This is a genomic window from Vibrio sp. BS-M-Sm-2 (assembly GCF_041504345.1).
Lineage (GTDB): Bacteria > Pseudomonadota > Gammaproteobacteria > Enterobacterales > Vibrionaceae > Vibrio > Vibrio satsumensis.
In genome coordinates, this window is sequence record NZ_CP167895.1 from 668,734 (window position 1) to 683,048 (window position 14,315).

The window sequence follows — 14,315 nt, forward strand, 5'->3', positions numbered from 1 at the left end:
TTCCTTTTCCCGCCAGCGAGCCAACGGGATTTTATTATTTGATTATACGTTTGAGTGTTTAGCAGTCCTAGAATGTATCTGAGACCAAATTACGAACCGTAACCCAGCACCAATTCAGGTAGGAACAAGCTCAGCTCAGGGATAAAAGTAACGGCCATTAGGGCAGCAATCAGTGCTGCATAGAATGGCAGTAACGGCTTGATGACTTTGTCGATAGCGATGTTGGCAACCGAACAGCCGATGAATAGAGCACTACCTACTGGCGGCGTACAGATACCGATAGCAAGGTTGAATGTCATCATGATGCCGAAGTGAACAGGATCGATGCCTAGATCCAATGCGATTGGCAAGAAGATTGGAGTGAAGATCAGTACCGCTGGCGTCATATCCATGAAGATACCCACAATCAGCAGGATGATGTTGATGATCAATAGAATCATTAGCGGGTTATCAGAAACCGCCAATAATGCATCAGCAATCATGTAAGGCACATCGGCGTTCGCCATTGCCCAAGACATCCCCATTGATGCGCCAACAAGTAATAGAACGATAGAAGTTGTTACTGCAGACTCAAGGATGATCTTTGGAATATCACGCCATTTTACTTCACGGTAGATAAGCACGGCTAAAACAAACGTGTATACCACAGCAATTGCAGAAGCTTCAGTCGCAGTAAAGATACCGCCAATGATGCCACCCATGATGATGCCGATCAGTGCTAAAGAAGGTGCCGCTTTTAAGAAAGTATCCCAAACCATTGATAATGAAGGACGCGCTGCCACTGGGTAACCACGACGTTTTGCAATGATACCCGCCACAATCATGATGCTGAGCCCCATGATGAGACCTGGGATATAGCCCGCTAAGAACAGCGCCGCAATTGAAGTACCACCAGAAACCAACGAGAAAACGATCAGCGTGTTACTTGGCGGAATCAATAGACCGGTAGGACACGATGTAATGTTTACTGCAGCAGAGAAGTTTTCGTCGTAGCCATCTTTCTTTTGCAGAGGAGACATGGTGCCACCAACTGCAGCCGCCGATGCAACCGCTGAGCCTGAGATAGAACCAAACATCATGTTTGCCATCACGTTTACGTGTGCCAATGAACCCGGTAGACGACCACCCAACACTTTCGCGAAGTTGATCAAACGCAGCGCGATGCCGCCTTGGTTCATGATGTTGCCCGCCAAAATGAAGAACGGGATTGCCAGTAGAGCAAAGTTATCAAGGCCAGCAGCCATACGTTGAGCAACTACAGCGATTGCAGGCTCAAGCGGTAAGCTCATCAAGATGGTTGCCAGTGACGATAAACCAATCGCAAAAGAGACCGGTACACCGATTGTAAGCAGTACAGCGAAACTACCGAATAAGGTCAGTATTACTTGCCATTCCATTGTGAAATCCTTCTATCAATCAAGTTGTGAGTCGGTGATCAAATCGTCACCTGACATTAATTGTTTAACGCGTTCGTAGGTAAATACGACGGAGTAAAAAATCATCAAAGCGCCACTAATCGGTAAGCAGAAGTAGATGTAGCCCATTTCTAAACCTAGAGCGGGAGTCAGCTGTCCCATCGCAAGCGTTTTAGCAGCAAGTTGGCTTCCACCGTGTACCAGAACGATATAAGAGAAAGAAGCGATGGCTATTTGGATAACGATTTCGTTGATTAATTTGCGTTTGCCAGTCAGCTTCATCGTAAGCAGGTCGATGGCAAGGTGGCGTTTCAGACCCGTAGTGTAAGCAGCACCAATTAAGGCTACCCACATAAAGAGATAACGCGCGAGCTCGTCGGTAACAGTACTTGGTTTGCCAATAACATAGCGGGATAAGACCTGCCATATCACACACAGTACTAAGAAAGACGATAGAGACACTGTAAAGGCGGCCAACCCTCTATTTATGTAACTGACCAATTTATTCATGTTTATTTCCTTTCAACAAAATTGCGTATCTCATAACAATTGGTTTACCAATGTAAGAAATTGTTTCTATGTAGGGATGGGATGTTCAAAAATCTGGCTGAATCATAAGCTATTCATTTTTTGGTTGGCGTGAGCAACTTCACAAATGATTTTGGTTGACCAATTTGTGGGTTTTTATTGTGATATTGGTCAATCAATTTTAAATTTCGCTTTGACGGTTCCTTTTTTGAGCCCCAATATGAGCCCATAACAAAAAACACCCTACATTTTGGATAACCAATCCACGGAGAATAAGAATGATGATGACGCGTAAAACTTTGATTAGTGCGGTTGTCGGTGCTGCTTTCACTTTTGGAGCAACAGCTTCTGCTTATGCAGCTACAACATTGAAACTGAGCCATAACCACCCTCGTGACCATGCAGTACATGAAGCGATGACGTTTATGGCGAAAGAAGTACGTGAATTGACGGATGGTGAGGTGCGTATTCGTATTTACCCTGATGCTCAATTGGGTACACAGCGTGAATCTATGGAGCTGATGCAGAACGGCGCTTTAGATATGGTGAAAAGTAATGCTGCTGAGCTAGAAGCTTTTTCTCCCGCTTATTCATCATTCAACATGCCTTACTTATTCCGCGATCAAGCGCACTACTACAGTGTGACTGATGGTGAAGTAGGCCGTGACATTCTTAACTCTTCTCGTGATAGCGGCTTTATTGGTGTGACTTACTACGACGCTGGTGCGCGTAGCTTCTATACCAACAAGCCAATTAACACACCAGAAGATCTGAAAGGTTTGAAAGTTCGTGTTCAACCAAGCCCATCAGCAATTGCGATGGTGAAAGCGTTAGGCGGTAACCCAACGCCACTAGCTTACGGTGAGTTGTACACAGCACTGCAGCAAGGTGTAGTGGATGCGGCTGAAAATAACATTCCTTCTTTCAGCTTGAGCCGTCACAGTGAAGTATCTAAATACTTCAGCTTAGATGAGCACACGATGGTTCCGGATGTGTTGGTTATCTCAACCAAAGCATACGACAAACTGACTACAGAGCAACAAGATGCGCTAATGAAAGCGGCAAGTGATTCATCTGAATTGATGAAAAAATTGTGGGCTGAATCGGAAGCAAAAGAGCGTGCTAAAGCCGAGGAAATGGGTGTTACTTTTGTGGAACCAGACAAGGCTGCGTTCGCACTAGCGGTTCAACCTATGTACGACGCGCTAGATAAAGCGGACCCAGAATTGAGTGCATTGATTGACCGTATTCAGGCTGTTGAATAACGAGCAAATATAGAAAAAAGAGTAATACAAAAACAAGGTGTTACTGCATTTTAGGATATAGAGGTTGACCAATTATATTTGGTCATTATGATGGCGAGAGAAATACAATGGAAAGAAGTGACAATATCATCATGATGCCTTTCGAGCCGAAAAGACCTTATCAGGAGATAGGGTTAGTACTAAGAAAAGAACTTATTGAAGGCCTGTATAAGGTCGGAGATAGGTTACCTCCAGAACGCGATATTGCTGATCGTCTAGATGTAAGCCGCACTGTGGTGCGTGAAGCGATCATCATGCTGGAGCTTGAAAACTTAGTTGAGGTAAAAAAAGGGTCAGGTGTTTATGTCCTGAACATTCCTACTCATTCTCGCGAGAATGTGGTCAGCGATGATGCTGGTCCATTCGAGATGCTGCAAGCCCGTCAATTGCTGGAAAGTAATATTGCGGAGTTTGCGGCAACTCAGGTCACTCCGGGCGACATCATTAAGATGCGCTCTGCACTCGAACTCGAGCGCGAAGAGCTTGCAAGCGGCACCACCGATTGCAGCGGAGATGAAAGATTTCACATGTGTATTGCAGAGGCCACTCAAAACTCTGTGCTGGTAGATATGCTGAAACAATCCTGGGATCGACGCGAAAAGAGTCCAATGTGGAATAAACTCCACTCTCACATCAGTGGTCAAGATTACCGTGAAGAATGGTTAGATGACCACGCTCGTATCCTCGCCGCCTTACAGCGAAAAGACCCTGTCGCTGCTAAGAACGCAATGTGGCAACACCTTGAGAATGTTAAACAGCGTTTGTTAGCGTTGTCAGACATTGATGACCCAAACTTTGATGGTTACTTATTTAGTTCTAACCCAGTGGTGCTACTTAGCACGGAAAGTTAGTCCTGAAAGCTAACGTTGAAATCAGCGACAAAACTCTTTTTGGAAGCTGATTCATTCACTAGGTTATTAATAGGTAATCGTCTTTAGACCGGCGTAGACCGGTGCTATCTCGGGCAGTAATTATCATTACTGCCATTAAGAAGTCGTTATTGCATTTAGCTTGATTAATTCGAGCCGGCTAAGTGCGTCTTAAAGAAAGGTAAGTCTCATGGAACAAACGTGGCGTTGGTACGGCCCTAATGATCAAGTTTCGCTAGATGACATTCGTCAAGCGGGCGCAACTGGTATTGTGAATGCACTGCACCATATTCCAAATGGTGAAGTTTGGACAAAAGAAGAGATCCTGAAGCGTAAAGCCATCATCGAAGAGAAAGGTTTAACGTGGTCGGTAGTAGAAAGTGTGCCTGTTCATGAAGAGATCAAAACTCAAACTGGTAACTACCAGCAATGGATTGATAACTATAAGCAAACTCTGTCTAACCTTGCTGAATGTGGCATCGATACAGTTTGTTATAACTTCATGCCCGTGTTGGATTGGACGCGTACCGATTTAGAATTTGAAATGCCAGATGGCTCTCGCGCACTGCGTTTTGACCAAATCGCATTTGCGGCATTTGAGCTGCATATCTTGAAGCGCCCGGGTGCAGAATCGGACTATTCAGAATCAGAGCAAGCGCAAGCGTTGGATTACTTCAATAACATGACGCCAGAGCAAATTCAGCAACTGACTAATAACATCATCGCTGGCCTACCAGGCGCTGAAGAAGGCTACACACTTGAAGCCTTTCAAGCACAGCTAGATCGCTATGCGGGAATCGACAAAGACAAGCTACGTGAACACATGTCTTACTTCCTCGCTGAGCTGATGCCTATCTGTGATGCGAATGGCTTGAAGATGGCGGTTCACCCAGACGATCCACCGCGTCCAATTCTAGGCTTACCTCGCATCGTTTCAACGATCGAAGACATTGATTGGTTGACCGAGCATGTACCGAGCAAAATGAATGGCTTGACGATGTGTACGGGTTCATACGGTGTTCGTGGCGACAATGATCTGGTTAATATGATCAAAAAGCACGGTGACCGAATTTACTTTACGCATCTGCGTTCTACCAAGCGTGAAGAGAGCAACCCAATGACATTCCACGAAGCAGCGCACCTAGATGGTGATGTGGACATGTACAACGTTGTAATGGCTATCTTGGATGAAGAGCACCGCCGTGCAGAGGTGGGTGACCATCGCTTGATTCCAATGCGTCCCGACCATGGTCATCAAATGTTGGATGACCTAAAGAAAAAGACGAATCCAGGTTATTCAGCGATTGGTCGATTGAAAGGCTTAGCTGAAGTTCGTGGGTTAGAGATGGCCTTGAAACGCGCTTTCTATACCAAATAACGATTGCATCTAGCTTTAAAATATTCTTAAAAACCAGAACTCATGTTCTGGTTTTTTTGTATCTGAGCTAAGTAAAATCTAAGAGTTTGTATTATTGCGATCACGTCCCTAACTTGGTAAACGCCAGTGGCGTTTGTCCGGTTTGCTGTTTGAAAAAAGCGATAAATGCACTGTTGGACGAGAACTCTAGCAGATGTGCCACATCACCAACTTGTCGGTTTTCTGAAAGCAGTTCAATCGCTTTAAACAAGCGCCATTGCTGACGCCATTCTTGATAGGTCATGCCTGTTTCGGCTTTGAATAATCGAGTAATCGTCTTGGTGCTTGCGCCAACCGAGCTCGCTAATGTCGACAGGGCTGGGGCAAGAAACGAGGCGGTTCGGACTCGTTTGCAAAAGCTTTTAAAGCGGCGATCTGTTGGTAGCGGCAAGATAAACGAGTGTTGATTGGCGCTGTAAAACTCTTCCCAAAACAGGTTGGCAGTATTGGTGGTTTGCTCGGACGCAATGTCCCAATCCCAAAAAGCCATTTTGTTGATCAGAGCCTTTAGTAGCTCATTTACTTCTACAATTTCTATGTTTTCTGGGCATGTGTAAATACCACTGTCGAAATAGAGCGAGCGATAGGCAACTACATTGGTCATCTGCGCTCGGTGCTTGGTATAGGGCGGGATCCACACGGCCTTGGTCGGCGGTAAAATGCAAAGGGCGTTTTCTAAGGTCAAGGTGATGCAGCCTTGCGGAGCATACAGAAGTTGCCCCTTAACGTGGTGATGTATACCCGAGTCATGTTTGCCTAGCTCTGCGGCAATGCCAATTACAGGCGCGGGTAAACTATCTGCATCAAACTCGATGGTCTCACTAATTAATGCCATTTGTCCCAATCTTGTTGTTTTTGGTTTTAATGTTGTTAACGGGTCAAGGTTAGTTTCCTCTAGACTTCGCGTCAAGTTCACTGGTCTTGGAAAAATGATGAAAACAAAACCTTCTTTGTGGCAAATGGTGCTGCTGTTGATGTTCCCTCAAATCGCAGAAACCATCTATAGCCCGACTCTGGATTCAATATCGAAATCCTTTGATGTTAGTTACACACAAGCCGCTCAAACTCTATCGATTTACTTCTCTGCATTTGCGCTGGGTGTGGTGGTATGGGGCGTGTTAGCGGATAAATGGGGACGTCGTCCCACCATGTTATTGGGGATGGGATTATTCGCCTGTTCTGCACTCATAGCCATGCAAACCGACAGTTTTACGTGGTTGATGATAGCAAGAGCGATGGGTGCTTTCGGACTTGCAGTTGGCTCTGTAGTCACTCAAACCATGCTTCGAGATGCTTTTAGTGGAACAGAGCTAGCTAAGGTATTTGGTTACATGGGGATGGGGCTATCGATTAGTCCAATCATCGGATTGTTGCTGGGTGGTCAATTAAGTCAAGCAGGCGGGCATCAATACGTATTTACTGCCTTACTAATTATGGTGTTGGCACTAATAGCACACAGTTTGTGGTCTTTGCCGGAAACACAGCAATCTAAGCAACCGTTGCAGTTAAAATCGCTCGGTATACGCATGGCCAAAGACGGCAGTATTTGGATTTCAGCGCTGCTTGTCACATCGTTCAATATTGCGCTGTTTTCGTATTACCAACTAGGTTCATTCACCTTCTTACAGCTTGGATTCAGCATCGAGCAGTTTGGTTATAGTGGTGTTGTGCTTGGGTTCGGAACCTTGTTGGGAAGTTTGGTTAATAAGGCACTATTGAAACGACAAGTGTCATCTATCTCTTTGATTAGCTTAGCGGCAGGGCTTCAAACATTAGGTGCGGTAGGTGTGTATTTTTCACAACACACTATCTGGTTCTTGCTTCCGATGATGTTGGTGGTTATGGCGTTTGGCATTGCGATTCCTAATGTATTGAGCCGTGCGTTGGTGCGTTACCAATCTCAAGCAGGAAGTGCAGGCGCACTGTTTGGTTTGATGTACTACACCTTGATCGGTACAGGGCTCGCTTTAGCGGGAATGATTCAAGATCTAGGCGTGGTACTGGTACTTTGTGGCGCGTTATCTGTGTTGGTGACGATACGCAGTCGACTCTAGCTTAAACGGTAAATTTCTGATCGATATCGATAAATTCCGCATTCTATTGGGTGCGGAGTTTTTCATTTTCTTGATTCGTAGCCGTTGGCAACGAAGTATTGGCGAACGTGTTCTGATTGAGCCTTGTTTGACTGAGGTTTATGGGCAAGATTGTGTTAGAAGTAGCAGAGCGCTAGTTTCGTCAGCTTCATGATTTAGATTTATGGAAGAGCGAGCAAGCGTTATTTGCTCGCTCTTTTTGTTTCTGTCGAATACAGGAGGCTGACCTAGCAAACTGCTAAGTAACAGATCCTATACAGCTGAAAAATTAATGATTTATTTATCACTGTATGGTTTATGAGTCTACTGTGTAATAATCGCCGCCGTTATATATCCCGTTCTGTTTTGTATTCATCTAGGAGCCGTATTGATGTTTAAAAGGGTATTACAGGCACTATTTTCCCCTTTCGCTTCCAAGCAAGGTAAGCAACTAAATTCCTCACAAAGTGCCTCTCAGAAAACCGCCTCAGATGAGGTCTGCTCTCAAGGGCAAGCTGCTGTGAAACCTTCAATCTTTGTTCCGCCTTCGTCAGCTCAACCATCATCATTAATCGTCGACAAAGCGATGAGCCTTCACGATGGTGAGTTTCTTGATTACTTGTTTGGAGAGTCTCGCCTTCGAACAGAGTCAGACCCATTTAGCGATTTTGTCGCTTGTCAGATCGAACGTTTGATTCGCTCTCCAAAAGCCTTGCTCAATGAATTGCCAGTGATGCCAGCCTCAGTGACTACATTGATGGCAGAATTACAGAGCGACGAATTTGATGTCGATGCACTGTTAAGAGTGATTGAGCGCGAGCCGAGTATGGCGGCCGATGTGATTAAACTGGCTAACAGTGCGTTCTACAAACGCAATGAAAAGCAGGTGACGGACCTAAAAACCGCATTCTTAAATATGGGCTCTCAAGGCCTTGTTGAGGGGGTGGTGAATTCTTACATGAAGAATTTCACGCCGGGTAATAATATTTACTGGCGTCATTTCGGTGAGAAAATTTGGAATCACAGTATTCAAACGGCTTCTTTTTCTAAGGAGTTAATGAAAGAGTCGCCATCTCAAGAAGACCAAGCTACCGCATATTTTGTTGGGTTGATCCGTAATCTAGGCAAGATGATCATTTTCCAAATGATGGTGGAAGCTTTCAAGCATGTTGACCCTTCTGTCCCGCCTAACTCATTGGCGTTGAAGCGCTTGATTAATAGTTATTCTATTCGCCTGACTTACACGATTGCAAAGTTCTGGAATCTGCCTGAATCGGTACTGACTGTGATTGGTTATCAAGAGTCGAGCAGATACGCATGCACTCCACTTGGCCAAGCTGTGTTTGAGGCTAACTCTTTGAGTGAGCTGACGTACTTATTGGAAGAACAGGCGATAGATATCGAGCAGTTTAAGAGTCGATGCAAAGAGAGGCTGACGTCACCGGCAGCGTACAAGGTAGCTAATCGCATCTATAAAGAGTCTGAATTGGCGTTGGTGGGATAAGCTGTCGAATTTGCTTTGTTAATTGTGGATGTTGTTTAAATCAGCATGCTTTAAATGGCCTTATTAATATGTAAGGCCATTTTTGTTTCTAGTTTTGATACATCATTGGTAGCTAAATGATGTATCGAAACTAGGGGTAGCTTAGAGCAAGGGGCTTAGCTGAAAACAAGTGCTGCTTAAGGGAGCTCTGCTAACTCTTGCTTTAAGCGACCGATTTTATGCAGTTCTTTTTCGATCTTATGTTGGTATTTTTGAATCTTATCCGCTTTATCGTCTCTTTTTGCTTCTTCTAAGTCAGCTCTGTATTCGGCCAAATCTTCTTCATTGGATTCGATTTTGTCACGGAGGTCTTCTTTCAAACCCTCATTGGTGCAGTTTTCTTTCGCGGCTTTCAACGCTTTTGTTAATCGCTCTACTTTGTACTGGTTGTCGTATTGTTCTGCTTTCTTAATTTGATATTCGATCTCACAGAACTTCTTCTCGCAACCCGCGAGAGCGTCGCATTGGGTGCTCGCCATGCTGTTAAAAGAGAGTGCGCAAAGAAACAGTAACGAGCCTTTTAAGTGTCGAGTCATGGTTTTCCTTCTTATTGGGGCTGTTTAGCTTGTGCTATTTTGTTGAGTATCACTTCCAGAGTACATTAGCACCTGATTACTTTGCTATTGGCAGGGGAGTGTTAAAGATAAGTCGCTGTGCATAATGACTTATTTTGAACATGGTTAGACTTACAAATGGCTAATCCATAACTTGTCGAGTTCGCACCAACCGAAACCATTCACTTGTGCGCCGTGTATCTTTTCAGAAACCTCTAAGTTGAACGTCTCTTGCTTGAGCTCAACCACAATCCCAGAGTCGTTCAACCAAAGCCGAAGTATCAACAGTGCATTCATTGCTAACTCAAAATTTGGCTGGTTTCTTATTGAGGCTAAACATTGTTCGATTGTCTCTAACATCTCAGCAGGTAGTGTTAACTCCCCAAACGGGAACCGACTGAAGAAGCTTAGCCACGAAGCAAAGGTGTCGTTTTCATCAATAATGCTGCATAGCGCGACGTCTTTAGTAGTTAGGTAATGTCCATATTCCACGCTGGTTTTGTTGTCGCCGGATACTGATAATTGCTCGAAAAGGGTTTGATATTCAGAGGTGTCTTCAACAGTGAATTCACGAACGGTTTTCGACAACATCGGGCTTTGAATCTTGAAGAAGGTTGAGCCGAAACTCGGTTGAGAAGCATGGTTATCGCCACGCACGGTGATCGTCTTTTCGGGCAGCTTCACACACACCTGATTTTGAGCGCAAGCTTTACTCTGTGCCCATTCTGGATAGACCCACAACTCAACTCGATTGAGAATGGGCGTACTGTGTACATACGCGCTATTGCGGCTCAATCTCAACATCTTGCTCGAGAAAATGTCTAACGAGAATGCGCCAGAACCAATCAGCCTATCAGTTGATGATGAGTCAAATATGGAAGCTTCAACTCTGGCAAGTAAGCGCGGTAAATGCCAATCAGGTTGATTCAATTTCACGACAAGCACATTACCAGGCGAGACAGAGGCCTCATCAATATGCTGATAACAGCGACGCCATATTTTGTCTTGGCAGAGTGAGTTAAGGTTGCGTGCTATGTCTTGAGCTTCAAGTGTTCGACCGCTGTGGAATTGAACGCCATTACGAATTTGGAAATGCCAGATCGTTGCATCTTCATTGGGTTGCCAATGGTAGGCTAAATCGCCGCTGAGCTTACCGTGCTGAACGGAGGTGAGGCGTTGGCACACCTGCATCACTAAGAAGCGTTCGGTGCGCCTAAGTACTCGTTGAGGATGAAGAGTCTCGAGCTCACGGTGAAAGGGAATGTACGCGACGCTCTGTGCAGATTGATTGGCGCTGCTTAGAAAAGCTTGCAGTTCCGCGCCAGCGTTGCGTCCGTTAAAGCTCAAGGTGCTAAATACCTGCTCGACGTTACCTGAATCTACTTGGTTTTGTGCGTATTGGTAACAAATATCCATCGGTTCAACCAGACACGTGAGCTGTGCCTTTTTGTTGCGCCCAGAACTGGCTTGCCACTCAATCCAGCCTTGCGCTGTCATTGCTTTGAGTAGAGTTTGAACGTGACGCTCACTAACATGTAGAAGCGTTGCTATTTGACTGACTTGGCAGCGTGATACTCCAGGCCCAAAAGCCTGAAATATCTTTTCGTACAGTTCAAGCTTGCGCTTAAGGTTGCCCAATTCGCATTCCTAAATGTTAGGTTGAGTTAAGTGTTGGTAGCCTGCATCAGCGAGTGCTTTTTCCATGGTTGCAAGAACCTGTGCACTTATCTTTGAGCTTAGGATATCAGACTCAAGTTTGCCTTCTAATAGAAGTTGCGAGAAGTGCTCGATTTGATATTCGAACCCATTGCCCTCAATCGGGTGTTGAATAGTGAAGGTTTCATTCCGGTATTCGATCTCGATGTAGGCAGGGTTCCACCACTTCTCTTGAATTGTGATGGTGATGTCTGGGCCAATTAATCGCGCAGCGCGTGGCAGATTGCGCACCGTTGAAGCCGATATGGTCGCGCTGATTTCTCCAGAGAACTGGAAGCATGAATCGGTATCAACATTTGATTGTTCATAAAGGCTCGACATCTCTACTTGAGGGATAGAAGGCGTAACCCCAAGCGTGCGGCACAAATCGTAGAAAAACCATAGTCCATACACCCCAACATCAAGCGTTGCTCCGCCCGCTAAATCTGGGTTGAAGATAAACAGCTCTGGGTCATAGTCGTGTTCATTGCCAAAGCTGGCTTCTATCGAATCAATCTTAATCTGGTTGTCGATTAAAAACGATGTAAGCTCGCGATAGGCTGGGAACACGACAGTCTTCATTGCCTCTAGTAGCATCACACCATGTTGCTTCGCAAGGCTTTTCATTTCTAACCAATCACCAAGGTTGGTAAAGGCGGGCTTTTCTACCAATACGTGTTTTTTATGGCTCAGAAACAGTTCGGCTAGAGGCTTGTGATAAGGATGAACCGTGGCAATGTACACTGCTTCGACGTCTGGATCCTTAGCCATAGCTTCATAAGAGCCATAAGCCTTGGCGCAACTAAACTTGTTGGCGAACGTGGCTGCGCGTGAGTGATCTCTTGCAGCAACAGCATACAATTCACCATGCAGAGAGTGTTCTGTGACTGCGGTTGCGAATCTATTGGCGATATTACCTAGCCCGGCTATGCCCCATTTGATCTTGCGTTGTATGTTGCTCATCAGTTGCTCCAAATCGTTGTTTTGTATCAGTGTACTCAGAGACGTCACATACAAATAGAGAACAGATTTCTCAACCTGTTCTCTATTTATTTTATTCTTGTTGAAGCTCTTGCTTAGCTCTGTATGGAGAGCTTCCAATCGGCTAGGGCTTTAATGTGTTTTGGCCCGATGCCACAACAACCACCGACGATATTCGCGCCCAATGCGTGCCAGCGTTTGGCGTAAGTTAAGTAACCTTGGCCATCCAGCTCGCGCATTTCTTGAAGCATGTCATTCGCTTCATGTTCGCTGCTGATAGGGGCAAAGTTGTTTGCATAGACACCGATTTCTAGGCTGATACCTAGCTCATTGAACACTTTCTTAGCGTCAATAATGGCTTGATCCATCACTTCAGGCACTGAGCAGTTAAACATAATGCCTTTTGCGTTTGATTTGCAGGCCAGTTTGATGGCGTCTGTTACGCTCTCGCCAGAACGAATATTGGCACAATCGCCCTTGGTGTCTTCCAAACTGAATGCGTAGTAACAAGGTTTATCTGACTGCTTGAGTACCGAATGAATGGATTCGAATTCTTGCAGGCTACAGATGGTTTCTGCTATCCAAAGGTCGATATTTGGATCTTGTGCATCGTAAAGCGTTTGGATGATTGGCGCGGCCTCTTCGACCTTAAATAAGTCTGGTCGGTAGCTACCAAATGGCGGTGGAATCGCACCTGCGACTTGTACAGTCTGAGGAGCCTTGTCCGCTACAGCTTTAGCCAGTTCGCCAGAAAGCGCCGCTAGCTCAAAGCCTCTTTGTATAAAAAGCTCTTCGCCTAAGTGAAAAGGCACACACGCATAGCTGTTAGTAATTATGATTTCAGCGCCTGCGTCGACAAAGTTTTGGTGTGCTTGGCTAACAAAGTCGGGTGCTTCAATCAGCGCTTGAGCACTCCAAAGTGGTTGAGAAAATGGCGCGCCAATTTCTTTGAGTTCTCGGCCCATGCCGCCATCAAGTATGGTGAGTGTTTTCATATTCAATACTATCTAAACAATTGCTGAAGTTCTGCCGCCACCATATCAGACAACCTTGCTTGACTAAAGCTATCCAAACGTAATGGTTTTAACTAAGTCGATCCCGCATAAATAGGAATAATAAGATATTGTGCCTCTGGCGCTATGTTGTATTGGATTTGGGGGATATATTATTAATCACTGAGGCCTGTGAATAATTCGAACACAACAAGTTGTAGAGGAAAAGTGCATTGAAGTTAGTGAATAAACTCGTACGTTACCCGCATATTGATGTTGAGCGTGCGTTTGAAAAAGAAGCTGAATTATTGCAGCAGATACAGGCTGGTGAGATTGGACAAGCCTTGATGCTTTGGCAAGCAAAAACGCCGACACTCGTTTTGCCCGCAGGTAAAAAATGGCCAGTGACGGTGCAGTCTCAAGCACAGCTCGCCGACCAAGGCTGGCAACTCTGTTCGCGTAAAACGGGCGGCGCTCCCGTTCCCCAACTGCCGGGTGTCATTAACCTATCGCACATTTATCATTGGCCTCGTGATGAAGCCTACAATATTCAAAAAGCGTATCTACATTTGTGCAATGTATTAACGATGTTTTTTAAAGAGCTGGGCGTCGATGTGGATGTTCATGCAACCCCAGGTTCTTATTGCGATGGCGATTACAACCTCAACATCAATAAACAAAAAATAGTGGGTACGGCTCAGCGTGTTTTGCTTAAACGCGGGGGCGGTCAAATCGTACTTTCGCAAGCCTGTATCTTGCTAGACGCTGACTTAGAGCACATCGTTGCCCCCGTGAACTTTTATAATCAAGTTTGCGGCAACCCAACCGTGGTCGATGCGCAGGTTCATACTCCGTTGTCCGAGCATGTGACACCCTTGCCCAGCATAGACTCACTCTTTCAGCAGTTAAGCCAAGCTTTCATCAAGTATGTGTGATGCTATGTGT

At 45.3% G+C, this 14,315-nt stretch carries 13 protein-coding genes; 6 read left to right on the forward strand and 7 right to left on the reverse strand.

Annotated elements, in window-relative coordinates; all coding sequences use genetic code 11:
- Window positions 1-89 precede the first annotated feature (89 nt).
- Both AB8613_RS19085 and AB8613_RS19090 read right to left on the reverse strand, forming a co-directional pair.
- Window positions 90-1,397: a TRAP transporter large permease gene (locus AB8613_RS19085; RefSeq protein ID WP_372385604.1), complete on the reverse strand. Its 1,308-nt coding sequence runs from the start codon at window positions 1,395-1,397 to the stop codon at window positions 90-92.
- A 15-nt stretch (window positions 1,398-1,412) separates the two neighbouring features.
- Window positions 1,413-1,925 (reverse strand): TRAP transporter small permease, encoded by a 513-nt coding sequence (locus AB8613_RS19090; RefSeq protein WP_048609952.1) that lies wholly within the window; start codon window positions 1,923-1,925, stop codon window positions 1,413-1,415.
- 299 nt (window positions 1,926-2,224) lie between these two features.
- Between AB8613_RS19090 and AB8613_RS19095 the strand changes: the two genes are divergently transcribed.
- The 3 genes from AB8613_RS19095 (at window position 2,225) to uxuA (ending at window position 5,494) form a co-directional block, all read left to right on the forward strand.
- Window positions 2,225-3,208: a TRAP transporter substrate-binding protein gene (locus AB8613_RS19095; RefSeq protein ID WP_048610358.1), complete on the forward strand. Its 984-nt coding sequence runs from the start codon at window positions 2,225-2,227 to the stop codon at window positions 3,206-3,208.
- A gap of 107 nt (window positions 3,209-3,315) precedes the next feature.
- Entirely contained in the window at window positions 3,316-4,098 is a 783-nt protein-coding gene (locus AB8613_RS19100; RefSeq protein WP_061020948.1) for an FCD domain-containing protein, read from the forward strand.
- A gap of 208 nt (window positions 4,099-4,306) precedes the next feature.
- Entirely contained in the window at window positions 4,307-5,494 is a 1,188-nt protein-coding gene (gene uxuA, locus AB8613_RS19105) for a mannonate dehydratase (protein ID WP_372385606.1), read from the forward strand.
- A 100-nt stretch (window positions 5,495-5,594) separates the two neighbouring features.
- On the opposite strand, the gene AB8613_RS19110 is transcribed toward uxuA, so the two are convergent.
- On the reverse strand, window positions 5,595-6,368 hold the full coding sequence (locus AB8613_RS19110) for a helix-turn-helix domain-containing protein (RefSeq protein WP_146491103.1): 774 nt from the start codon (window positions 6,366-6,368) through the stop codon (window positions 5,595-5,597).
- Between the two features lie 97 nt (window positions 6,369-6,465).
- Between AB8613_RS19110 and AB8613_RS19115 the strand changes: the two genes are divergently transcribed.
- Together AB8613_RS19115 and AB8613_RS19120 are read left to right on the forward strand one after the other, a co-directional pair.
- Window positions 6,466-7,587: a multidrug effflux MFS transporter gene (locus AB8613_RS19115; protein WP_372385608.1), complete on the forward strand. Its 1,122-nt coding sequence runs from the start codon at window positions 6,466-6,468 to the stop codon at window positions 7,585-7,587.
- Between the two features lie 409 nt (window positions 7,588-7,996).
- Window positions 7,997-9,109 carry an HDOD domain-containing protein gene (locus AB8613_RS19120; RefSeq protein WP_372385609.1) on the forward strand — a complete coding sequence of 371 codons (1,113 nt, stop codon included), beginning with the start codon at window positions 7,997-7,999 and terminating at the stop codon, window positions 9,107-9,109.
- 176 nt (window positions 9,110-9,285) lie between these two features.
- Here AB8613_RS19120 and AB8613_RS19125 read toward each other — a convergent pair whose 3' ends face one another.
- From AB8613_RS19125 to AB8613_RS19140, 4 genes are all read right to left on the reverse strand, one after another.
- Entirely contained in the window at window positions 9,286-9,684 is a 399-nt protein-coding gene (locus AB8613_RS19125) for a DUF1090 domain-containing protein (RefSeq protein WP_372385611.1), read from the reverse strand.
- Between the two features lie 150 nt (window positions 9,685-9,834).
- Complete coding sequence (locus AB8613_RS19130; RefSeq protein WP_372385613.1) at window positions 9,835-11,340, reverse strand: SgrR family transcriptional regulator; 1,506 nt, start codon at window positions 11,338-11,340, stop codon at window positions 9,835-9,837.
- 9 nt (window positions 11,341-11,349) lie between these two features.
- Entirely contained in the window at window positions 11,350-12,360 is a 1,011-nt protein-coding gene (locus tag AB8613_RS19135; protein ID WP_372385614.1) for a Gfo/Idh/MocA family protein, read from the reverse strand.
- Between the two features lie 113 nt (window positions 12,361-12,473).
- Window positions 12,474-13,373 carry a homocysteine S-methyltransferase family protein gene (locus tag AB8613_RS19140; protein WP_372385615.1) on the reverse strand — a complete coding sequence of 300 codons (900 nt, stop codon included), beginning with the start codon at window positions 13,371-13,373 and terminating at the stop codon, window positions 12,474-12,476.
- 230 nt (window positions 13,374-13,603) lie between these two features.
- Between AB8613_RS19140 and AB8613_RS19145 the strand changes: the two genes are divergently transcribed.
- Window positions 13,604-14,305: a lipoate--protein ligase gene (locus AB8613_RS19145; protein ID WP_132815779.1), complete on the forward strand. Its 702-nt coding sequence runs from the start codon at window positions 13,604-13,606 to the stop codon at window positions 14,303-14,305.
- The last annotated feature ends 10 nt before the right edge of the window (window positions 14,306-14,315 follow it).